General features: G+C 38.2%; 20 protein-coding genes. 17 read left to right on the forward strand and 3 right to left on the reverse strand.

Annotated features, from left to right (window positions below; translation table 11 throughout):
* Nucleotides 1-64: 64 nt before the first annotated feature.
* The 10 genes from MM214_RS03600 to MM214_RS03645 all read left to right on the forward strand — a co-directional run bounded on the left by MM214_RS03600 (nt 65) and on the right by MM214_RS03645 (nt 14,791).
* The gene (locus MM214_RS03600) at nt 65-3,145 is read left to right on the forward strand and encodes a SusC/RagA family TonB-linked outer membrane protein (RefSeq protein WP_241292102.1); all 3,081 of its coding nucleotides are present in this window, start codon (nt 65-67) and stop codon (nt 3,143-3,145) included.
* Nucleotides 3,146-3,150: 5 nt separating this feature from the next.
* Entirely contained in the window at nt 3,151-4,623 is a 1,473-nt protein-coding gene (locus MM214_RS03605) for a RagB/SusD family nutrient uptake outer membrane protein (protein ID WP_241292104.1), read from the forward strand.
* Between the two features lie 12 nt (nt 4,624-4,635).
* Nucleotides 4,636-6,117, forward strand: a complete 1,482-nt coding sequence (locus tag MM214_RS03610; protein WP_241292106.1) for a PKD domain-containing protein — start codon at nt 4,636-4,638, stop codon at nt 6,115-6,117.
* Between the two features lie 12 nt (nt 6,118-6,129).
* Complete coding sequence (locus tag MM214_RS03615) at nt 6,130-7,251, forward strand: glycoside hydrolase family 16 protein (RefSeq protein ID WP_241292108.1); 1,122 nt, start codon at nt 6,130-6,132, stop codon at nt 7,249-7,251.
* Nucleotides 7,252-7,664: 413 nt separating this feature from the next.
* Entirely contained in the window at nt 7,665-9,362 is a 1,698-nt protein-coding gene (locus tag MM214_RS03620) for a potassium channel family protein (protein WP_241292110.1), read from the forward strand.
* An 88-nt stretch (nt 9,363-9,450) separates the two neighbouring features.
* Complete coding sequence (locus MM214_RS03625) at nt 9,451-10,605, forward strand: glycosyltransferase family 4 protein (protein WP_241292112.1); 1,155 nt, start codon at nt 9,451-9,453, stop codon at nt 10,603-10,605.
* 41 nt (nt 10,606-10,646) lie between these two features.
* Nucleotides 10,647-11,696 (forward strand): NAD-dependent epimerase, encoded by a 1,050-nt coding sequence (locus MM214_RS03630; protein ID WP_241292114.1) that lies wholly within the window; start codon nt 10,647-10,649, stop codon nt 11,694-11,696.
* A gap of 38 nt (nt 11,697-11,734) precedes the next feature.
* Nucleotides 11,735-12,790: a dTDP-glucose 4,6-dehydratase gene (gene rfbB, locus MM214_RS03635; protein ID WP_241292116.1), complete on the forward strand. Its 1,056-nt coding sequence runs from the start codon at nt 11,735-11,737 to the stop codon at nt 12,788-12,790.
* A gap of 527 nt (nt 12,791-13,317) precedes the next feature.
* Nucleotides 13,318-13,866, forward strand: coding sequence for a bifunctional pyr operon transcriptional regulator/uracil phosphoribosyltransferase PyrR (pyrR, locus tag MM214_RS03640; protein ID WP_241292118.1), 549 nt, complete (start codon nt 13,318-13,320; stop codon nt 13,864-13,866).
* Between the two features lies 1 nt (nt 13,867).
* On the forward strand, nt 13,868-14,791 hold the full coding sequence (locus MM214_RS03645; protein ID WP_241292120.1) for an aspartate carbamoyltransferase catalytic subunit: 924 nt from the start codon (nt 13,868-13,870) through the stop codon (nt 14,789-14,791).
* Nucleotides 14,792-14,872: 81 nt separating this feature from the next.
* Here MM214_RS03645 and MM214_RS03650 read toward each other — a convergent pair whose 3' ends face one another.
* From MM214_RS03650 to MM214_RS03660, 3 genes are all read right to left on the reverse strand, one after another.
* Nucleotides 14,873-15,298 carry a PIN domain-containing protein gene (locus tag MM214_RS03650; RefSeq protein ID WP_241292122.1) on the reverse strand — a complete coding sequence of 142 codons (426 nt, stop codon included), beginning with the start codon at nt 15,296-15,298 and terminating at the stop codon, nt 14,873-14,875.
* Nucleotides 15,295-15,543 carry a DUF6364 family protein gene (locus MM214_RS03655; RefSeq protein ID WP_241292124.1) on the reverse strand — a complete coding sequence of 83 codons (249 nt, stop codon included), beginning with the start codon at nt 15,541-15,543 and terminating at the stop codon, nt 15,295-15,297. Before MM214_RS03655 ends, MM214_RS03650 begins: the two co-directional genes overlap by 4 nt.
* A 322-nt stretch (nt 15,544-15,865) precedes the next feature.
* Entirely contained in the window at nt 15,866-16,201 is a 336-nt protein-coding gene (locus tag MM214_RS03660; protein WP_241292127.1) for a winged helix-turn-helix transcriptional regulator, read from the reverse strand.
* 109 nt (nt 16,202-16,310) lie between these two features.
* Between MM214_RS03660 and MM214_RS03665 the strand changes: the two genes are divergently transcribed.
* The 7 genes from MM214_RS03665 (at nt 16,311) to MM214_RS03695 (ending at nt 21,489) form a co-directional block, all read left to right on the forward strand.
* Nucleotides 16,311-17,195: an SDR family oxidoreductase gene (locus MM214_RS03665; RefSeq protein WP_241292129.1), complete on the forward strand. Its 885-nt coding sequence runs from the start codon at nt 16,311-16,313 to the stop codon at nt 17,193-17,195.
* A 454-nt stretch (nt 17,196-17,649) separates the two neighbouring features.
* The gene (locus MM214_RS03670; protein WP_241292131.1) at nt 17,650-18,279 is read left to right on the forward strand and encodes a hypothetical protein; all 630 of its coding nucleotides are present in this window, start codon (nt 17,650-17,652) and stop codon (nt 18,277-18,279) included.
* Between the two features lie 3 nt (nt 18,280-18,282).
* On the forward strand, nt 18,283-18,564 hold the full coding sequence (locus MM214_RS03675; protein ID WP_241292133.1) for a peroxiredoxin family protein: 282 nt from the start codon (nt 18,283-18,285) through the stop codon (nt 18,562-18,564).
* Nucleotides 18,565-18,576: 12 nt separating this feature from the next.
* On the forward strand, nt 18,577-18,822 hold the full coding sequence (locus MM214_RS03680; protein ID WP_241292135.1) for a hypothetical protein: 246 nt from the start codon (nt 18,577-18,579) through the stop codon (nt 18,820-18,822).
* Complete coding sequence (locus tag MM214_RS03685; protein ID WP_241292137.1) at nt 18,819-21,011, forward strand: peptidase domain-containing ABC transporter; 2,193 nt, start codon at nt 18,819-18,821, stop codon at nt 21,009-21,011. Before MM214_RS03680 ends, MM214_RS03685 begins: the two co-directional genes overlap by 4 nt.
* Before the next feature lies 1 nt (nt 21,012).
* A complete protein-coding gene (locus MM214_RS03690) occupies nt 21,013-21,222 on the forward strand; it encodes a hypothetical protein (RefSeq protein ID WP_241292139.1) in 210 nt (69 codons plus the stop codon).
* Nucleotides 21,223-21,303: 81 nt separating this feature from the next.
* Nucleotides 21,304-21,489 (forward strand): hypothetical protein, encoded by a 186-nt coding sequence (locus tag MM214_RS03695; RefSeq protein WP_241292141.1) that lies wholly within the window; start codon nt 21,304-21,306, stop codon nt 21,487-21,489.
* The last annotated feature ends 827 nt before the right edge of the window (nt 21,490-22,316 follow it).

The raw sequence follows: 22,316 nt of genomic DNA on the forward strand, positions 1-22,316 counted from the left end.
CCATTTATTTCTGTTATGATTAAAGAATGTTCAAATTTAGAGCTTCAATAAATCCAAAATTCAAATGAGAAAACTAATACTATTTTGTATTGTGTTTGCGATCCATTATGGTTTGTGGGCACAAGGTGATGTAGTGAGAGGTCAGGTGAAAGATGACACCGGATTTCCACTACCAGGAGTGAGTGTTTTGAAATTGAAAACCACCGAGGGAACAATCACAGATCTTGATGGGAACTTTTCTATCAAGGCTGCCGTAGGTGATGAGCTTCAATTTTCTTTTATGGGCTTCAAGCCCCAAGTAGTAGCAGTGGGCGCTTCGAGACAAATCAATGTCACTTTATCGGAAGATCTTACTAGCCTCAATGAAGTAGTCGTAATTGGTTACGGAACTGCTACCAAAAAGGAACTCACAGGTGCTACCTCACAAGTAAAGGGTGAGGCCATAGAGAGGATGAACATGCCTCGAGTAGATCAGGCACTACAAGGTCAACTTGCAGGCGTCAATATCACTACAAACTCTGGGGCTCCTGGGGGTACTTCAAACATCCGAATCAGAGGGATTGGAACTTTTGGTGACAATGATCCTTTGATTCTAGTAGATGGGGTTATCTATGATGCAGCTGGTCTAAATGCGCTAAATCCCAATGATATAGAGTCAGTGAACGTCCTTAAAGATGGTACTGCTGGTATTTATGGCGTTAGGGCTGCAAATGGGGTGATTTTGATAGAAACTAAAAAGGGAAATTTGGGTTCAAAACCTAGGTTGGATTTTACCGCTTACTATGGTGTCCAAGAGACTGCTCGAAAGTTAGAATTGTTGAATGCTAGGGAGTTTGCCATACTCAAAAATGAAGCTTTTGCAGCTGGAGGTCAGCCAATGCCTTTTAACAATGTAGAATTGGGAGAAGGGACTAATTGGCAAAATGAAGTTTTTCAAACAGCTCCTGTCCAAGAATACAACCTTACAGTTACAGGTGGTTCGGAAAAGACTACTTATTCCATAGGAGGATCATATTTTGCCCAACAAGGTATAGTTGGTGGTCCAAAAGCTAATTTTGAGAGATACAATGCCAGGATCAATTTTACAACAGAGCTCGCTCCCAAAGTGAAATTGACTAATGTGTTGCTCTACACGAGAGAAGAAAGTAAAGGCCTACCTCAAGGTGGTATTGGCTCTGTGCTTTATAATACGATTAATGCGTACCCAACTGAAACTGTTTTCGTTGGCAATAGATTTTCTTATTTGGAGAATGTGAATGACATTATCAATCCATTAGCTCAGATGCAAAATACCTACAATGATACTTGGGTAAATAAATTGGTAGGAAAAGAAGAGATTGAATATAAGATCAATAATAATTTCACAGCAACAGGAAGAGCTGGATATAATTTTGCCATGGTAGATTCTAAGGCCTTCAATCCGCTCGTATGGTATGGCCCAGGGAAATTTGCAAACTCAGCAAGAAATGCCAACCTTGACCCAGTTTTGGTGGACGTAGGTGGTGTTCAGATCGAGAGAGGTGCGAATGTGTTTGAATCTAGAAATACCTTTTTAGATTACAATTTAGAAGCATTTTTGAATTATCAAGAAACATTCAAAGATGATCATACTGTCAAAGGGATGTTTGGAGTCTCCTTGGTGGGAAATAGAAGTGAAGGATTGAATGGCGTTGGATTCAATATACCTAATAACGATCTTAATTTTGCAGACATTTCAGCAAATCAAGCTCCTGGGGGCTTTTTGAACAATGTTGGATCCTTTCAGAGTAGACAAAGATTAACTTCAGCATTTTTAAGAGCTGAATATGATTATCAGAAAAAATATCTGGTGTCAGCAGTAGTTAGAAGAGATGGATCATCCAATTTTGGACCAAATAACAGAATAGGTTATTTCCCTGCGATATCAGGTGCTTGGGTGGTTTCAGATGAGTCATTTTTTAATGTTGGTTTCATAGATTTTATGAAGCTTCGAACTAGCTTTGGGGTGTCAGGTAATGACCAAATTGGATTGTTCAGATACAGAGGATTGCTCAATGGATCTGCAACTTATGTTTTCAATGACCTGATTGTGAATGGTGCAGCCATAGGAGCCACCAGTAACCCTGATCTGAAATGGGAGACTACATATCAGACCAATCTTGGCTTAGATTTTTCACTTTTCAATGCACTAGACTTTACAGCTAACTACTTTGTCAAGAACACAAAAGATTTACTTTTCCAGCCTGATGTATCTGCTTTGTTAGGTTCATATGGTCCGGGAGGTTTCCCTCCAGTGATCAATGCTGGTGATGTAATGAACAGAGGTATAGAGCTAGAGCTAGGATATGGTACATCAAAAAAAGATGGTGTCAATTTTAGATTTGATTACAATGTGACATTTCTAAAAAATGAAGTAACAGCTGTTCCCGAGGGATTTGAGTTTATTCCAGGTGCGGCTTTCAGTGTAGGGGGTAATGTAGCCACAAGATTTCAGAAGGGATTTCCAATAGGTTACTTCATAGGCTATCAGACTGATGGAATTTTCCAGACACAAGAAGAGATTGCTTCTAGCCCAGTTTCTCAAGCTGGTGCGAGACCAGGTGATTTGAGATTTGTAGATCAAAATGGAGATGGAGTTATCAATTTTGGCGATGATTCTGACAGGACTATGATAGGATCTCCAATTCCTGATGTTGTGATGGGATTCAATTTCTCAGTTGATTTTAAAGGATTTGATTTTGGTGCAAATATCTATGCAGCCCTAGGTCAAGACATCATAAGAAACTATGAAAGGCAACAACCTTGGGCTAATCAGTTAGCATATAATATCAATAGATGGACAGGTCCAGGATCAACGAATGAAATTCCAAGATTGACTACAGGTCCTACAAGAAACACTGTATTCTCTGATTTCTATGTTGAAGACGGTTCTTTCTTAAGGTTGAGAAATGTGCAGCTTGGTTATACCATTCCTTCTCAAGTGTCAAAGAAAATTGGTATGCAGTATTTTAGACTATATATAGCTGCTAATAACCTTGTTACTTTGACAAAATATCAAGGATTTGATCCAGATGTGGGAGCTGGAAATCCACTTTTTGCTGGTGTAGACAATGGTATATATCCACAAGCAAGAACCATTATGGCTGGTGTTAACATTAAATTCTAAAAATCATGAAACGAATATATAAGTGGTTACTCATAATCCCAATAGGTATATTTTCAGCTTGCGATAGCCTGCTGGATATAGACCCAGAATACACACAGGATGCGGAGAATTTCTTCAATACGCCTGAGGATTTCAATAGGGCTATCATTGGTGTCTACGACATGATGCAGCCGGCCTATTTGAATATATGGATCGGTGAAATAGCTTCCGATAATGCAATCGCTGGAGGGGAAAGTGTAAATGATACAAGAGGTCTTCATGAAATTCAAGACATGACCCATGGTGGAGTCAATGATGAATTGAGGGCAGTGATGAGAGTGAATTATACTGGAATTGCTAGAGCAAATTACATTTTCGAAAATCAAAACAAGATTGATTTCCCTGGAAAAAATTTGATTTTGGCAGAGGCTCGAATGATGAGAGCTTATTTCTACTTCAATCTAGTCAATTATTTTGGAGATATGCCATTGATCATTGATAGAAGACTCTCAATCAATGAAGTATCTAGTACACCAAGGGCACCTAAAGCTGATATTTATGCTCAGATTGAGGCAGATCTTAGAGCTTCGATTGATGTACTACCAGCTACTGTGACGGAAACGGGGAGACTTACTTCTGGAGCTGCTACTGCATTATTAGGGAAAGTATTGCTTTACCAAGGCAAATATCCAGAGGCAGCGACTGTACTAGGTGGACTCATTGATAGCAATCCTGGTGGATACTCATTGTTTGAGGATTTTACAACTTTATTTCTGGTTGCCAATCAAAATGTATCGGAAGATGTATTTACTATTCAGTTTTCAGGTTTGAATGGTGGAGATTATGGTTGCTTGATATGTCTAAATGGCAACGCAGCTGTGGGCTTTCATGGTGTGAGACAGTATGAAGGACCATTCTATGCAGATGGAAATAGCTATAACCTTCCCACTCAGAATTTATATGACGCATTTGATGATAATGACATTAGAAGAGATGCTACCATATTGGACATTGAAGCTTTTATCGCTTCCCAACCAAACCCTTCTAGCATCACCTATGCAGTGGGCGGTGGAGGTCATACAGGCTATTATCAAAATAAATACATCAAAAGAGCCAATGAGTTAGGTCTTCCAGATGATGACTTGACAAGTCCTCTGAACTACAGGGTCATCCGATGGGCAGATGTTTTGCTGATGGCTGCTGAAGCTTTTCAAAGATCAGGAAATGATGGAAGAGCAAGAACAGAACTTAATAAAGTACGCCAAAGGGTAAATATGCCTGCTATCAATGCTTCAGGAGATGCGCTATATCAAGCTATACTGAGAGAGAGAAGGTTAGAGCTATCTGGGGAAGGTTATAGATTCTGGGATTTGGTGAGAACGGGACAAGCTGCTGAAAGAATCAGTGGTTTTGTAACAGGCAAGCATGAGTTATTCCCTATTCCTCAAGTTGAAATAGACTTAGTAGGAGGGACTTGGAGTCAAAATCCTGGCTATTAAAAAAGAAAAATCATGAAAAAATTATCAAAATATTTAAGCTTCATATTTCCACTACTCTTGGCTTTTGCTTGTGTGGAAGAATATGCCTTAGACGCTCTGCCACCAACTGAAGCAGATGCCAGGTTCACTTTTCAGCCTACTGCTGAAAGCGACAATATCTTAAGATTTACAGCAGATGGAGATTTCTTTATGATGAATTGGGACCTCGGCAATGGACAGACTGCCGAAGGTAAAGTGGCCACAGGCACATACCCTCTTGCTGGAACCTACACCGTGACTTTGACGGTTTTTAGTGCTGGCGGAAGTATATCCTCTTCCAGAGAAGTGGTGATCGCAGAGACAGACCCACTATTACTTGATAGACCGATTTATAATATGTTGACGGGTGGTTCTAGTGCTGTAGAAGGCAAAACATGGAAAATAGATGCTAGTAGATCTGGTCACTTTGGAGTAGGTCCCAATCCTATAGGTGCAGCTGGCTATTTCCCAGAATGGTATCAAGCAGGGGCTTTTGAAAAAGAGGGATCTGGTATGTATACAGACAGGTATACATTCTTCTTGGATGGTTTTGGATTCCGAATGGAAACTAATGGCTTGGTCTATTTGAATATTAATCAAGGGGGGAATTTCCCAGGAGCATTTGATCCAGGGGTAGGAGATTTGTCTGCGCCATACACAGCCCCTGACAATCTAAGATGGTCTATTGTAGAGTCAGATGGTGCTTTGCCTGAATTGACTATTAGTAATGGTGGCTTTATTGGGTATTTTGCAGGTGGAAGAACTTACCAAATTGTCAGACTTGAAGAAAATGAGTTGTTCTTAAGATTCGTTGACCAAAGTGAAACTAGCCGTGCATGGTATGTGAGATTGATCCCAGAGGACTATGTACCAGGAGCTGAACCAGAACCAGAACCAGAGCCAGAACCTCAAAATCCTGATGTAAGTTTTACACTCAATGACTTGGTGGGAGATGGTAGAAAAGTATGGAGGCTCAAACCTGCTGCTGGTGCATTTGGAGTAGGACCTAGACCAAACAGTGATGAGTGGTTTCCATCAGGTAATGATATCTCTTCAGAAAGAGCATGTCTATTCAATGATTTATATATTTTCAATTCTAATGGTCAATATGAGTATGATGCTCAAGGAGATGTGTATGGTGAAGGCTACATGGGAATACCAGATGCTTGTCAGCCAGAGAGTAGCTTGGCAGGGACTGTTGGTGCTGCATGGGCATCAGGTACACATGCTTTTAGCTTTACTCCTGGTACACCTACAGATTTACCTAAAATCACAGTGACTGGTACAGGCGCATTCATAGTTTTGCCGAAAGCATATAATGGTGGAGAATACACCTCAGGCCCTCCAAGAGAAAATGAATCTGTTACTTACAATGTGATTGGATATGATGAAGCTAGTGAGGAATTGACAATTTCCATTAGAGTATCCAGCGAAGCCATTTACTGGACGTTTGTATTGGTACCAGTAAATGATTAAAATATGTTAATTATGAATAAGTTTATTTGTGCAGTCTTTGCAATACTTACCATTTCGATGGCAAATTCTTGCAATCAAGACAACGGAACAGAGCAAGTATTACTCCCTACAAATTTGAATGTTTCTTTGGAGCAATTGGGTAATGGGCAGGTTCGGGTAAATTTCTCTGCCGATAGAGCGAATTTCTTCAGGGTTAGCTTCGGCGTAGGCAGCAATGAACCCGAACTAGTTACTGGTAATTCTGCAACACACAGATACACTGCTGCTGGTGAGTTTGTAATTACAGTACAAGCTCATGCTACAGAAGCAGAATTCATTAAAAAAGAAGAGACAATTGTAATTACTAACCAAATTCTAGGTATAGGTTTGCCAACAACTGGATTCGAATCGCCCATGACATATGATGGCTATGCATTAGTTTGGAATGATGAGTTTAATGGCACTAGCTTGTCTTCAGACTGGGTATTTGAAATTGGTGATGGCTGTCCTAATCTGTGTGGGTGGGGTAACAATGAATTACAGTTCTATCGCAGAGAAAATACAGAGGTCAAGGATGGTTATTTGATCATCACTGCAAAACAGGAAGCTGTAGGAGGTAAAAATTATACCTCCTCTAGAATTAAAACTCAAGGCAGGAAGAATTTTAAATTCGGAAGAATTGATATTCGTGCTGCTATGCCAAAAGGGCAAGGGATTTGGCCTGCTTTGTGGATGCTTGGTGAAAGTATTACTGATATTAGCTGGCCTGCATGTGGTGAAATTGACATCATGGAGATGGTCGGTGGAAATGCCTCTGGAAGAGATGATACCGTGCATGGTACATTACATTGGGATAATAATGGGACATACAACTACAGAGGGGGGAAGAAAACCCTCTCGGGTGGAGCAAAACTTGCAGATAACTTCCATGTTTACAGTGTGATTTGGGATGAATCTAAAATTACTTGGCTTTTAGATGATGTGGTCTATCATGAACAAAACATCAGCCCAGCATCAATGGATGAGTTCAGAGAGCACTTCTTTTTTATCATCAATTTGGCTGTAGGTGGTAATTGGCCAGGAAGTCCCGATAGTAGTACAACTTTCCCTCAGCAACTCGCTGTAGATTACGTTAGGGTGTTTCAAAAGAATTAAAATCATCAAACCTATAAGTCTATTGTATTTATAAATCAATAGAATACAGGCCTCCAGAATTTTTGGAGGCCTGTTTTTTTGTGGGTAAACTACCGGATATTGCATTACCAATGAAGGATATAGGAGCAGATTAAAAATCGATTCTAAAATTGATACTTGGCCCAAAGTAGACTAATGTAATCTAGGCAATTGAAATATGATTTGGAATTGAAATTAATCCAATAGTAATTCAAAATTAATATGAAAAGCATCCGCCAAAATGATTACTATTCCTCACAAATGATTTTATCTGGAGGTGAAAAATCAATAAAAAACAACCTTTTAATGAACACCCTAGAATATTTGAGGAACTAATTGAGAAAATTTAAAAGTATATCTTTAGCTTTACGATTAGCAGAAAAATTGATTTTTACATGAAATTTCTCACAACACAAGTAACGCTTTTTCTAAAAAATAGACCAGATAGAAGAAACTTAAAAACATTGTTCAGGTTTCTTATTGCTTTGTTTGCAATGATTACCGTTTTTTCGATAATCTTCCATTTACTTATGGTAAGAGAAGGGCAATATTTTAGTTTTCTTACGGGATTTTACTGGACATTGACAGTGATGTCAACTTTGGGGTTTGGAGATATTACTTTCCATTCAGATGCTGGAAGGTTATTTTCTATCATAGTTCTTCTTTCAGGAATGGTATTTTTATTAGTACTGTTTCCATTTACATTTATCAATTTTTTTTATTCTCCATGGATGAAAGCCCAAGAGCAGTCAAAAGTACCTAGCGAGCTTCCAGAGCATACTTCTGGGCATGTTATTTTGACAAAATACGGAACAGTAACAGAAGCACTTATCAAGAAACTTAATAGATTTAACTATGAGTATGTAGTCCTAGTGTCAGATATAGCTGAAGGTTTGAGGTTAAGAGATCTAGGTATTAAAGTGATGCTGGGAAGTCTAGATGATCCTAATACCTATCATGCTGCTCGTGTTGGCAAGGCGGCATTGGTTGCTACTACTGAATCTGACGTTCTTAATACCAATGTAGCATTCACAGTTAGGGAGATTTCTAAGGAAGTACCTATCATTACAACATGTAGTTTTGCGCATTCTGATGATATACTAAAGCTTGCAGGAAGTAATCATGTGCTACATTTGGGAGAGATTATGGGCCTATTCCTTTCGCGAAGAGCAAATGGAGGCGATGCCTGTGCTCATATCGTTGGAAGGTTTGACGATCTGCTGATTGCAGAGGCCATGGTCACTGGTTCAGAGTTAGTGGGTAAAATGCTCAAGGACACCAAGCTGCGACAGGAAGTAGGGGTGAGTGTAGTGGGAGCTTGGGATAGAGGAAAGTTCCTTTCTGCTCATCCAGATACGAAGATCTCAAAGAGTACTGTGCTTGTATTAGCAGGCTCTCAAGCACAGATCAAATTGTACAATAAGATCTATGGTGTAAAATCAGAAATCAGTGCACCAGTGATCATTATCGGTGGAGGCAGAGTAGGTAGAGCAACGGGTAAAGCTCTGGAAAAAAGAAATATAGATTACAGAATTATAGAAAAGGATCCAGAGCGAATATTTCATAGAGAGACCACCATCCTTGGTGATGCAGCTGAAATAGAGATTTTAAAAATCGCAGGAATCGATAATTCTCCTTGTGTAATAATCACTTCACATGATGATGATATCAATGTATACCTTACCATCTATTGTCGCATGTTGCGTCCTGATATTCAAATCATCACTAGATCAACTTTGGAACGAAACTTGGGAACAATGCATCGAGCAGGCGCAGATTTTGTAATGTCATATGCATCTATGGGAGCTACTACTATCCTTAATCTCCTACAACGTTCCGATATCTTAATGGTTGCCGAAGGTTTGGATCTTATCAAAGTGACTGTTCCTCAAAAGCTTATTGGCAAATCAATCATCGAGTCTGATATCAGGAAAGAAACTGGCTGTACCGTGATTGCCGTAAAGCATGATGAGGAAACGATGATCAATCCAGATCCTAAGATGGTTTTAAAAGAAGGTCAAAAAATCATTTTGATAGGAACAGTTGATGCAGAGAATAGATTCTTTGAGCTTTATGGAAAATCAATAGACTGATTTTCAGTGTGTAAAATGCATTTACGAATTCTTTATCCTGCGGTATGGGAATAAAGTCCTAACTTTGAACATTTAATTTGCTGTATTGATGCCAAAAATAATTCGAATTACAACTGTTCCATTGTCACTCAAACTATTGCTCAAAGGGCAGATGAAGTTTATGAAAGCCGCTGGCTGGGAGGTAATTATGGTAAGTGCTGACGGAAGAGAAGTCAACGAAATATTAAGAAAAGAAGCCTGTGAACATGAAGTTGTTCCTTTTACAAGAAAAATCACACCTTTTTGGGATATCTACTGCATCTGGATGCTATGGAGATTTTTTTTGAGAGAAAAGCCTGATATCATACATACACACACTCCAAAAGCAGGACTTTTGGGGATGATAGCTGGTAAACTTGCTGGAGTCAATGTCAGAATCCATACCGTTGCAGGTTTGCCTCATATGACTGCTGAGCCAAATAAGAAATCATTGTTAATCAAATCTGAAAAATGGACTTATAAATTTGCAACAGAGGTCTGGCCGAATTCTGAATCTATCAAAGAACTGATCCTGAAAGAAGGCTTGACCACAGTGGATAAAGTTAAGATTATAGGCAAAGGCTCCAGCAATGGGGTTGATTTGAACGAATTTAATAGATCAAGTCTTAAAGAAAATCATCTCGTAGCAGCCACAATGCGAGTGATGCCTGGGGAAAATGAGTTTATCATACTAGCGGTAGGAAGACTAGTCAAAGATAAAGGGATAGATGACTTGGTCAAAGCTTTTTTATCATCCAAAATTGTCAATAAATCCAAATTGGTTCTACTTGGAAGTTTTGAACAAGAACTGGATCCAATTGATGAATCCACCATTCGTCAGATTCAGGATCATCCTAAGATAGTCCATATTGAATGGACAGATCATGTCTCTCACTATATGGCCATATCGGATGTTCTGGTGCATGCATCTCATAGGGAAGGATTTCCAAATGTATTGCTTGAGGCTGGAGCCATGCAGTTACCTATCATTTGCTCCAATATCACAGGGAATAAGGATTTGGTTGAAAGTAGGCGTACAGGTTTAATTTTTCCCGCTAAGAAAGTGGAGGTTTTGCAAGAGGCATTGGAATTTGCTTATGTCAAACGAGAGTACATGCAACAACTTGCCGACAACCTATATTTGGAAATTAAGGAAAATTATAGCCGAGAGTATGTTCATGGTCAATTACTCAAGCAATATGAAAGATTACTTCAAAATAATTAAGAATTCTTAAATAATTGAATTGAATATCATAATTTTAAAATATGAAATATTTAGTAACTGGTACAGCAGGATTTATAGGTTTTCACCTTACCAATGCCTTGATACAGAAAGGCCATGAGGTATTAGGAGTCGATAATATAAACGACTACTATGATGTCAATTTAAAATACAGCAGGTTAGAAGAGGCAGGTATCAGAAGAGAAGATGTGAAACATGGGGTAGCAGTGTCTTCTGCAAAGCTCAAAGGATATTCATTTATGAAAATGGATATTTCTGAGAAAGAATTGCTCATGAGTTTATTTGAAAAGGAAGAAATAGATGTTGTAGTTAATTTGGCCGCACAAGCAGGGGTGAGATACTCTCTGGAAAATCCTGACGCATACTTATTGGCAAACATTCAAGGCTTTTTGAATATTTTGGAAGCATGTAGAGCATTTCCAGTAAAGCATTTGGTATACGCTTCTTCTAGTTCAGTATATGGTGCTAATACCAAAATGCCATTTGCGACTACACACAACGTTGATCATCCTGTGAGCTTATATGCTGCAACCAAGAAGTCCAATGAATTAATGGCGCATACTTATAGTCACTTATTTAAGATTCCTACCACTGGACTAAGATTTTTCACTGTGTATGGTCCTTGGGGTAGACCTGATATGGCTTTGTTTTTATTTGCTGATGCTATGAAAAAGGGTGAGAAAATCAAGGTCTTTAACCATGGCAAAATGAAACGTGACTTCACTTACATTGACGATATCGTTGAAGGGATCGTAAGGGTATCTGAAAAGCCAGCTAGTCAAAACCCAACTTGGTCTGGTGATTCTCCTGATCCGGGAAGCTCATATGCACCTTACAAAGTTTACAATATAGGAAATAGTCAGCCAGTTGCACTGATGGATTACATCAAGGCTTTGGAAGATGCGATGGGAATGACTGCTGAAAAAGATATGATGCCTATGCAAATGGGCGATGTGCCTGCTACTTATGCTGACGTCACAGATCTTTCTGAAGATACGGGATACAAGCCAAGCACTTCTGTTCAAGATGGAGTTGCAAAGTTCGTAACTTGGTATAATGAATATTACAAATAAACTTGCTTTAAAATAAACGTTTCCACTCACCCAACATCATGTTAATGAAAAGCATCCTGATCACTGGCGGAGCAGGCTTCATTGGAAGTCATGTAGTCAAACTTTTTGTTCAAAAATACCCTGATTATCGTGTGGTTAATTTGGATTGCCTAACATATGCAGGCAATTTGGAAAACCTGAGAGAAATAGAGGGTTCAGAAAACTATTCCTTCGAAAAAGTTGATTTGTTAGATGCGGAAGCCTTGGCAGCTGTATTTGAGAAGTATGCTATCTCAGATGTGATTCATCTGGCGGCAGAATCCCATGTAGACAGGTCTATCTCTGACCCTTTGGCATTTGTTCAGACCAATGTGATAGGTACAGTGAACTTGCTGAACGTCAGCAAGACGTATTGGAAAGTATTAGAAGAACACTTATTCTACCATGTTTCTACAGATGAAGTGTATGGATCATTGGGCGAAGATGGTTTTTTTACAGAACAAACTCCCTACGATCCTCAGTCTCCTTATTCAGCATCAAAAGCTTCCTCAGACCATTTTGTACGGGCATATGCCAATACTTATGGTATGCAAACGGTGATTTCTAATTGCTCCAATAACTATGGACCAAATCAGTTTCCAGAGAAATTGATCCCTTTGTGTATTCATAATATCAAGAATAACAAGCAGCTTCCCATTTATGGAAAAGGTGAAAACATCAGAGATTGGCTTTTTGTGGTGGATCATGCAAAAGCTATAGATACTGTTTTTCACACAGGGAAATCAGGGGAGACTTACAATATCGGAGGATTTAATGAGTGGAAAAATATAGATATAGTAAGACTTTTATGTGATCAAATGGACGAGAAGCTAGGTCAAGAAAAAGGTACTTCTCAAAGACTCATCACCTTTGTAAAAGATAGAGCAGGTCATGACATGCGCTATGCGATAGATGCCTCAAAAATTCAAAAGGAATTGGGCTGGGAACCCAGCTTGCAGTTTGAAGAAGGTATCAGTAAAACCATAGATTGGTACTTGTCCAATGAAGAATGGCTAGAAAATGTCACCTCTGGTAACTATCAAAAATACTACTCAGATCATTACCAAGATAGGTAAATATTATTCTTCTTTGGAGGGATTCCATTTGTCAGTTACGGCGTGAATCGTATTAGTCTTTTGAGACGATAAACTGATTCATACAAATCCCTAGAAAACAGGATTTATTCATACACATAGAGGCATTGATTCCCCAGCAGAGGGGTCAATGCCTTGTTTTTTTTGATGTCTTTGATTTATAAAACTCTAAAATCATCAAAACACCTTTTACCTCACTTTTCAAAAACTTAGCGCCTTCGTGCCTTCGTGGCAAAATAGAAATCAAGTAAACTCTTTTATTCTCTAAAACCTAATCCCGATAGCTATATAGACTACAATGTAAAATCCACTTCAAACCTTACATCTTCATAACTTAGTGTCTTCGTGCCTTCGTGGCAACAAAGGAATCAAGTAAACTCATGCTGTAAAACAAAATCTACATTCTAAAATCTAAAATCTACAATACAATCACTAAGACTATATAAATTTCCTCCTTCTGACCTTCAAAAAACCTACAATCTGATTATCTTTGCGAGCAAACGACCATTATGCAAAAGAGACTCGTACTGGATCAAAGGCAAATAGAAATCATTCTCAAGCGATTTTGCCATCAATTGATTGAAAATCATGATACTTTTGAAAATACCGTGCTACTAGGTCTACAACCTAGAGGACCTATCGTTTTGGATAAGATTGCGGCGAAGCTCAAAGAAATTACAGGATTAGATATTCCATTTGGATATTTGGATGCCACTTTTCACAGAGATGACTTTAGGAGAAGAGATTTTCCACTCAAAGCCAATGAAACCAAGATTAACTTTTTGATAGAAGGAAAACGCGTGGTTTTGGTCGATGATGTTCTGTACAAAGGTCGGTCAGTCAGGGCAGCAATGGATGCAATGATTGCCTTTGGAAGGCCAGCCAAGGTAGAGCTGATGGTCTTGGTAGACCGAAAGTTTACCAGAGATTATCCCATTATGCCAGATTACTGCGGATTGAAAGTCAATACCCTGGAGAGTCAATACGTCATCGTAGAATGGGCTGCCAATGGTTTTGAGAATGATGGTATTTGGATCACAGAAAAAGAGAAAAATTAACATGTCACAACTCAGCACAAGACACTTACTGGGAATAAAAGATATCAATGAAGAAGATATCCGATTGATCTTCGAGACTGCGGATAATTTCAAAGAAGTCATCAATCGCCCCATCAAAAAAGTGCCTTCACTAAGAGATATTACAATTGCCAACATATTTTTCGAGAATTCTACAAGGACAAAACTCTCGTTTGAACTCGCAGAGAAGCGCCTTTCGGCTGATATTGTCAATTTTTCTTCCAGCAATAGTTCAGTCAAAAAAGGAGAAACTCTAATCGATACGGTCAACAACATCCTCTCTATGAAAGTAGATATGGTAGTCATGAGGCACAGTAGCCCAGGAGCGCCCCATTTTCTTTCGAAAAATATCAAAGCAAATATTGTAAATGCAGGCGATGGGACGCACGAGCATCCTACGCAGGCGCTTTTGGATTCATTTTCTATCAGGGAAAAGCTGGGGGATGTTGCAGGTAAGAAAGTTGCAATCATTGGTGATATTTTGCACTCCAGGGTGGCGCTTTCCAATATCTTCTGCCTTCAAAAGTTAGGTGCAGAAGTCATGGTCTGTGGACCGATCACTTTGATTCCCAAGCATATCGCTAGCCTAGGTGTAAAAGTAGAGTACGATGTGCGCAAAGCCTTGGCTTGGTGTGATGTAGCAAATGTACTGAGGATTCAGCTGGAAAGGCAGCAGATCAAATACTTTCCTTCACTCAGGGAATACTCGCTGTACTATGGTATCAATAAAAAGATGCTAGATAATCTAGATAAAGAGATTGTTATTATGCATCCAGGACCTATCAATAGAGGTGTGGAATTGAATTCCGATGTAGCAGACAGCAAGCAATCTATCATCCTCAATCAGGTAGAGAATGGAGTCGCTGTCAGGATGGCGGTGTTGTATTTGCTGGCAGGAGGGAAGTAGTTGTAAGGAAGAGTTTTATGATGGATCGGGCATATTCTACTTAAAAAGGGCTGGGTTTACTGAATAAATGTTGATGTCTTTTTATTTCAAAGAGCTTAGGAACTCTTTTGGAGACATGATTGCTAAATTGCTATTTTTATAATCTTTCGTATTTCTGGTAATTATGATAGAGATCTTCTGGTGGTTTTCTGCAGAAAAATTTTGTAGAGCATCTTCAAAATCAGAAAAGCCTGAGTTTATTGCGTCCAAAACAGACTTTTTATCAATTGTCACAATATCAAAAAGTATATTGGTGACTAGATTTCTGAAATGATCGAGTATGTTCATATGTGACATGCCTAATCGCCTCAATAAATAGTATAAATTACTCAAGATGACTGGTGTTGTAAAGCCAAGAACCTCTTTTTTTTCACATAGATTGAGAATTGCTATAGCATCAGATGAAAAAGGTATGCGATCTGTCATGGCATCGAGGATAATATCTGAATCCAAAAGAACAGCTTTCATAGCTTAAGGTGTTTTTCAGTCAATGCATCACTAAGTTCTTTTTTATAGTCAAAATTTTTCGGGAGTTTTATGACTCCAGTCAATTTTTTGACATTTGGTGTTATTTCTTGCTTTTCCCGATCTGTCGGAAGTGACTTCAAGTAATTTTCTATAATCTGCGACAGGCTTTTACCATGTTCTTTTGCAAAAGCCTTAGCCTTTTCGATGACTGATTTGTCAATGGTCAATGTTAGTTTGGTACTCATAAGAAATACGTGTAGTTTCAAGAGTAAATATACGTATAATTAGAGATTAAAGATATTGTATTGTAGGATGTCAACATTGAATTTTGACTATTGATCTGAATAATTGTAAAGATAAACAAGTTATAAATTTAAAAGTAAGTCAATTCCAGTCATTCTACGATATAACAAACCATTGAAGAACCTAAGGCTACATATTATTGAATATCGGTCTTTTCTCATAAAACCAGCTGTTGGTACTAGGGATGTAGATGTGCTACTTTGGCTTTAAGTCAATAGAAGCCCGATTTATAGTGATGGGAAGTATGGTATAACATGTATAGATTCACTTTTTATTCATGATATTTTCCAAGCCCCATTTTTCCATCTCATGGAGTATAGGAGATAAGCTTTTTCCCATTGCTGTTAATGAATATTCGACCCTCGGTGGTATTTCGTTGAATTGCACACGCAAAATCAAATTGTCTTGTTCCAATTCCCTTAATTGCTCTGTCAAGACTTTTCTGGATATAGAGGGTATCCGAGCGGCTATTTCTCCAAATCTCCTAGTCTCTGACCTGAGACAGTACAATATGATTGGCTTCCATTTACCACCTATCAACTGAAGTATTCCAGTTACTGGACATTTAACTTCTTCGCTTATTTTGCCTTTAGTTACCATTTAGTTACCACTTTTTCTTTTGTTACCTTTAGGTAACTTGTTACATTTAAATACTAATATTAGTTACTTTGTGTAACAAATTTAATTTACAATATTTAAAAAGACAAATATGATTTTAGTAACAGGAGCAAATGGACATTTTGGCAATGCCACAATCAATTTTCTATTAGAAAAAGGAGTTCAAGGCAATCAAATCTCAGCCTTGGTAAGAAAAGAGGAATCAGCAGTTGAATTCAGGAATAGAGGTGTGAATGCAGTTATTGGAGATTACGATAGTTACGATTCACTTCTGAATGCATTCAAAGGAGTTGATAAGCTTTTATTCGTATCGGGGAGCGATCTGCTCAATCGACTTTCTCAGCACCAGAATGTAATCAATGCAGCAAAAGAAGCTAGAGTAAAGCATATTGTATATACAAGTATCAGCGCTAAAAATGAGACAGAAACTTCGCCATTATGGCTTGTGGTAAAATCTCATCTTCAAACAGAACAATGGTTGAAAGAAAGTGGGGTTGATTTCACCATACTTAAAAACAACCTTTACATGGATCTAATCCCAGCTTTTGTAGGTGAAAAAGTGTTAGAAACAGGGCTGATTTATTTACCCACTGAAGATGGTAAAGTAGGAGCAGTATTGCGTTCAGAATTGGCAGAGGCTACAGCCAAGGTCCTCATAGGTGTTGATCACGAAGGGAAAGTATATGATTTTTCAAACCCAGAAGCTTTTTCTTATCAAGAAGTGGCAAAAGTGATTTCGGACATTACTGGAAAGTCTATAAACTATGTATCACCTAGTGCTGAGGAGTATGCTGATACATTGAGCAAATATGGTGTACCACAAGACTTCATCGAGCTGTTCTCAAGCTTTGCCGTAGCACAAGCACAGGGTGAGTTAGATACTACAAATGATGATCTGGAAAAAATCCTTAATAGAAAACCTACAAGTATAAAAGAATTTTTAAGCCAAGTTTATACGCAAGCTACACCTATTTAAGCAATAAAAAACTGATCTTATTTGGTTTTATCTACCCTTAATTCAATGTCGTTTAGTTTTGACCTGCCAGGTTTTCCATCAAATAGTGCATGTGCAAATAATTGTTTTTTCCCTAAACACAGAACAAACCTGGCAGGTATTCTCAGTTTAATTAAACGGCATTGACCCTTAATTGGAAAATTGCACTTAAAAAAATGAGTAAATATTATAATTGGTAGAAAAAGCTGCTTTTCATTTTTAAGCAAAATAGTATTCCGTTTCGGGGGGGGGTAACTAATTTATTAGAATTATATTTTAAATTTGAAACTAAGAAAAGTACAATTTTACTTTATTTTTGCCTGAGGATTGGAACCAAGATTTTGAAATTTATTTTTTGTGTATTAATATTAAAAGTTGCTTGTTTTTAAGCTTTTGTTTTTGATATAGGGTTATTTTAAATTTTAATTGGTTATATATGAGGGTATTTGGATTGCTGGCTTTTTATGCAATTTGTCTTTTTGTAGTAGGTTTCTTGATGTTAGATACAGAAGCGATGCTAGTGAGTGAGCTTGCGCATCAAGTAGAAATTGAGATTCCTGAAAATGTGCTGTTGGATATGTTGGAAGAAATGAGGTACTGGAGTAAGTTTTCAGCCTTACTTACTTTGGTGCTTTTGACAATTAAGTGCTTTTTGATGGCATTGGTGCTTTATGCGGGACTTTTCTTTGCCAATAGGCATCAAGGTGTCAAGTTAGGGAGACTTTTTAAGGTAGCGGTCTATGCAGAAAGTATTATTGTAATAGCAGGAATGGTAAAAGTAGTTATAGGAGCATTTTCTGATTTTACTTATACGGAGTTCTCGCTTTTTTATCCTTTGTCGGTTTTGAGTTTTCTAGACCCAGAGGCAATTCAACCTTTATGGTATTATCCATTACAGTTGCTGAATGTATTTGAAATCATATACATTTTTTTATTGATTTATTTCTTTAGTCAAGAAATTGAAATCAAGAAAGCTGAAAGTTCCAAAGTTGTGTTGGGCTCATATCTTTTCTCTATGAGCTTTTGGTTGATTTTGATTTTGTTTTTAACCTTAAACTTTACCTAAGCCATGGTGAGAAAAATAGTTTTGTTGTTTCTAGTTGTCGGGATGTTTGGTATGATTGGGCTTTTAGCTTGGAAATATCAGAAGAAATCAGAAAACATTGCCCAGATCAAAGAGCAGATTCAAATTGCTCCTAATATTCGGCTAAAATCTTTTGATGAAGAGACATTCTCAATTAGTGATTTTGCCTCAGGAAGCCCATTGCTCATCATTTATTTCAACTCGACCTGTGAAATATGTAAGATTGAACTCAATGCCCTCAATGAGCGATTTACTGAATTTGGGTAAATCAATATACTATTGGTAAGTTCCCAAGAAAGGGAAGAGTTGGAAGGATTTATGGATAAATATCCATTTCTCTCCGAATCAAATATAAAAGTAGCATTGGATGAGGAGATGAAGCTTTCGGCTTACTTAGGGGTCAAATCTGTACCAAGTGTTTTTTGCTACGATTCCAAAGGGGAACTAATTGCCAACTATCAAGGACCTGTGAAATTGGACATCCTACTGGATAAGCTTTTGAACAGAAAGGAGGGAGAAAAATGAAAGTAGCGATATCCAAACTAAAGAAGTTTCATGTAAGCCAATTGGGGGAATATGCCTGTGGCTTGGCTTGCCTGAGTACCATCTCCAAATATCATGGTGGAGAAGTCACCCAGGAAAAGCTTCGTGATGTAAGTGGAACTACCATGTCTGGAACCACACTACTTGGTTTGATCCAAGCAGCCGCTGAGATTGGATTGGAGGCAAAGGGCTTTGAAGCTGAAGTCAAACACCTGAAAGAACAGGAATCTCCAGTGATTCTGCATGTGGTCATGGACAAGGTAAGAGAGCATTATATAGTGTGTTTTGGCTTTGATGGGGAGAGATTTTGGCTGAGTGATCCCGGAGTGGGGATTGTTTCTATGAATGAAACGGATCTGATGAATATCTGGAAATCTAGTATTTTGCTTCAGGTAAATCCTACCGAAAAGTTCCAGACCCAAAAAATCCAATCCAACTCCAAAATGGATTGGTTCAAATCCCTGATTGCAGAAGATATTCCAATTCTATTGGTTGCGACTGTTTTGGGGACTTTGATGGCTGTTACCGGACTTTCTACAGCGATTTTTTCCCAAAAACTGATTGATGATTTTCTCCCCAACCAGACCTATGACAAAGCCATTTTGGGAGTGGTTGCCTTGGGGTTGCTTTTGCTGTTCAGGTCATTGCTTGGTTATTTCCAAGGGGTCTTTATGGCAAGGCAGGGTAGAGATCTGAATATCCGGATTGTATCATCTTTTATCGGAAAGATTTTGCATCTGCCGATGAAGTACTTCAAGGGCTTCAGTACAGGTGATTTGATTGCAAGGATGAATGATTCCCTTCGGATCAAAAATACCGTTTCCTTGATTACAGGAACAGTAATTATCAATCTATTGGTCGTGGTGGTGTCATTGGTCTTTGTGTTTTATCAATCTGCCATTATAGGATGGCTTTGTGTAGCGGGTTCTTTGGCTTTTCTCTTTGTGGGATGGAGGTATCACCGTCCTATCATTGCCAAACAAAAGGAAGTCATGGCAGCCCATGCACTGAATGAGACCCAATACATCGATAGTCTCACAGGGATTCAGGTTCTAAGGTCATATGGCAGGGAGGATGTATTTCGCCAGCGGATCGATCAGGTTTATACCCATTATCAGACCAAGGGATATGATTTGGCTATTTTGGGCAATAACTTTTCCTTTTTCACGCAGATTATCGTAGCAGTGTTTACCAGTTTGCTTTTTGGAATGGGTGTTTATTTGGTTTTTCAGCAGAACCTGCAATTGGGTGAGCTGATGGCATTGATACAGGTAGGGAGTTCCATTATTCCTGCTGTGGCAGGATTGGTCGTTGCCAATATACAGTTTCAGGAAGCTAAAGTTGCATTTGACAGGATGCATGAGATTGCAGGATTGAAAGAAGAAGATCAAACGATACCAGAGAGCACATCTAAAACTATCCATGCTGAATGTCTTATGGAAGTCGATCAGGTGATGTTCCGTTACCCGGGGAGAAGTCCAATCCTGAAAGGGGTAAGCTTTGAGTTGCATGCAGGTCAGACCACAGCTTTGTTTGCCCCGGTAGGTACAGGGAAAAGTACACTGGTGGATTTGATTCAGCGCTTTTATATCCCGGAGCAAGGGAGCGTCCAAATGCCATTTTTGGGAATAGGAGAAATTAGCTTGAAACATTGGCGGGATCAATTGGGGGTAGTAAACCAAAAAGAGAAGCTATTCAACAGTTCTGTTTTGGATAATATAGCTTTGAGCAATACCCAGGAGGAGCTGGAAGCTACAGCAAGACTGCTCCAAGAATTGGGTTGGTGGGATATGTTTGCAGGATTGCCACAGGGAGTATTGACTCTCTGTGGAGAAGACGGCAGAAATCTCTCTGGCGGACAGCGACAACTCGTGGGGCTGGCTAGGGCAATAGTCAGAAAACCAAAGATTCTAATCCTAGATGAAGCCACATCGGCGATGGATTATGGGACAGAGCGAAAGGTTCAGACCCTGGTGCGGGATTATGTGAGCAATACAGGTGCATCCCTTTTACTGATCACGCATCAGCCAACCTTGGCAGCGAGTACGGACAAGGTAATGATCTTGGAGCAAGGTCAAATATCTGCTTATGACACAGCGGGTGAACTACTGCAATCGGATAATTTGCTAAGCAGGACCTATCAAAATATGTTGGAACCAAACTGGAGATAAGATGGCAGGATTGAAGTATTACGAACGGACGAAACTCCTGATAGAGTTGATCGAGAAAAAGAAGACGGGAGGGCCTGGTGACTTGGCCAAGACCATTGGTGTCTCCAAGAGAATGGTGTATTTAATTATTGATGATTTAAGATTAACACTTGGTAGGGATATCTGCTATTGTAAAGATGAAAAAAGTTATGTTTTTATCGAAAAAAGTTGATTTGGTGAAAGATTATTTCACTGATCCTATAATATACTTGTATTGTTAAATAAATTATCAACCAAATAAATTAAATTTGTTATGAGAGAGTTAAGTATTGAAAAAATGGAAATGGTGAGTGGAGGCGGCTGTCCTTGGTATACTGGTACTTTAGTTGGGGTGCCTTTTTACACAGCAGCATTATTATCAGGCCCTGCTGGATGGGCTGTAGGAGCTAGTGGTTTAGTTGCCAATGCAGTTGTTGCTTACGCATGTAGGAGAATATAGTCGATGAGTCAAAAGTTATTTAAAACTAAGTTGGATAAATTGAGTCTAGGAGAATCAAATCCTCCTAGATTCTTTAAATTAATGATTTATTTTTATTATGCTTCAAAAAACACATTTAGGTCAAATAAGTTTTTGATTTCTTATGTCTTACTTTATTTTATTCTTTTCTTGAATTATATGAGTTTTTCGTTTCTCAGTTTAATTGTACCAGATCAATCATATTATTTGATTTTTTCATCAATCATATTATTTGATTTTTTTTTAAAATATTATTTACCAGGCTTATTTATTGAGAACGTCAATAATTTTTTTAAAATTTCTTTGTCCAGAATAGATGTTTCCTTATTCTTAATTTTTAACGTTGTTTTTACCTACTCGAATTTTGCGATTATTTTTTCTGGTTTTTTTGGAGTACCTGTTGATTTAATTATTTCAATACTTTGCCAATTTATATTGAGTCACTTTGTGGTTTTACAACTAAAAATGAATTCAAAACCTACATACAACAATACCTTGCTCTTTAATGTGTTTTTATTAATTAGCAATTTACTTTGTGCTATTATTTTCAAAAACATAATTCCAAGTATAGGATTTGTTCTTTCGGGGTTTATAGTTTTTAATTACCATATCAATCATTTATTCCATGCAAAATAATTACTCAGAAATGTTCTCAGTTTTGACTAAGCTTGTTTTTAGCAATAATTTGATTAAGTCAAGAATTTATTTTAACATCATCTACCTTCCGCTTTTTCTTTTTATATTTATTATTATTATGAAAAATTTCGGTTTTGATTTGTTAGATTCTTATGCTGTAATTTCAATCTCTG

It is taken from the genome of Belliella kenyensis (genome assembly GCF_022549675.1).
Taxonomy (GTDB): Bacteria; Bacteroidota; Bacteroidia; order Cytophagales; family Cyclobacteriaceae; genus Belliella; species Belliella kenyensis.

Coding starts and splice junctions, on each gene's coding strand:
- MM214_RS03600 (WP_241292102.1), top strand. CDS start 65: ATGAGAAAACTAATACTATTTTGTATTGTGTTTGCGATCCATTATGGT.
- MM214_RS03605 (WP_241292104.1), top strand. CDS start 3,151: ATGAAACGAATATATAAGTGGTTACTCATAATCCCAATAGGTATATTT.
- MM214_RS03610 (WP_241292106.1), top strand. CDS start 4,636: ATGAAAAAATTATCAAAATATTTAAGCTTCATATTTCCACTACTCTTG.
- MM214_RS03615 (WP_241292108.1), top strand. CDS start 6,130: ATGAATAAGTTTATTTGTGCAGTCTTTGCAATACTTACCATTTCGATG.
- MM214_RS03620 (WP_241292110.1), top strand. CDS start 7,665: ATGAAATTTCTCACAACACAAGTAACGCTTTTTCTAAAAAATAGACCA.
- MM214_RS03625 (WP_241292112.1), top strand. CDS start 9,451: ATGCCAAAAATAATTCGAATTACAACTGTTCCATTGTCACTCAAACTA.
- MM214_RS03630 (WP_241292114.1), top strand. CDS start 10,647: ATGAAATATTTAGTAACTGGTACAGCAGGATTTATAGGTTTTCACCTT.
- rfbB (WP_241292116.1), top strand. CDS start 11,735: ATGTTAATGAAAAGCATCCTGATCACTGGCGGAGCAGGCTTCATTGGA.
- pyrR (WP_241292118.1), top strand. CDS start 13,318: ATGCAAAAGAGACTCGTACTGGATCAAAGGCAAATAGAAATCATTCTC.
- MM214_RS03645 (WP_241292120.1), top strand. CDS start 13,868: ATGTCACAACTCAGCACAAGACACTTACTGGGAATAAAAGATATCAAT.
- MM214_RS03650 (WP_241292122.1), bottom strand. CDS start 15,298: ATGAAAGCTGTTCTTTTGGATTCAGATATTATCCTCGATGCCATGACA.
- MM214_RS03655 (WP_241292124.1), bottom strand. CDS start 15,543: ATGAGTACCAAACTAACATTGACCATTGACAAATCAGTCATCGAAAAG.
- MM214_RS03660 (WP_241292127.1), bottom strand. CDS start 16,201: ATGGTAACTAAAGGCAAAATAAGCGAAGAAGTTAAATGTCCAGTAACT.
- MM214_RS03665 (WP_241292129.1), top strand. CDS start 16,311: ATGATTTTAGTAACAGGAGCAAATGGACATTTTGGCAATGCCACAATC.
- MM214_RS03670 (WP_241292131.1), top strand. CDS start 17,650: ATGAGGGTATTTGGATTGCTGGCTTTTTATGCAATTTGTCTTTTTGTA.
- MM214_RS03675 (WP_241292133.1), top strand. CDS start 18,283: ATGGTGAGAAAAATAGTTTTGTTGTTTCTAGTTGTCGGGATGTTTGGT.
- MM214_RS03685 (WP_241292137.1), top strand. CDS start 18,819: ATGAAAGTAGCGATATCCAAACTAAAGAAGTTTCATGTAAGCCAATTG.
- MM214_RS03690 (WP_241292139.1), top strand. CDS start 21,013: ATGGCAGGATTGAAGTATTACGAACGGACGAAACTCCTGATAGAGTTG.
- MM214_RS03695 (WP_241292141.1), top strand. CDS start 21,304: ATGAGAGAGTTAAGTATTGAAAAAATGGAAATGGTGAGTGGAGGCGGC.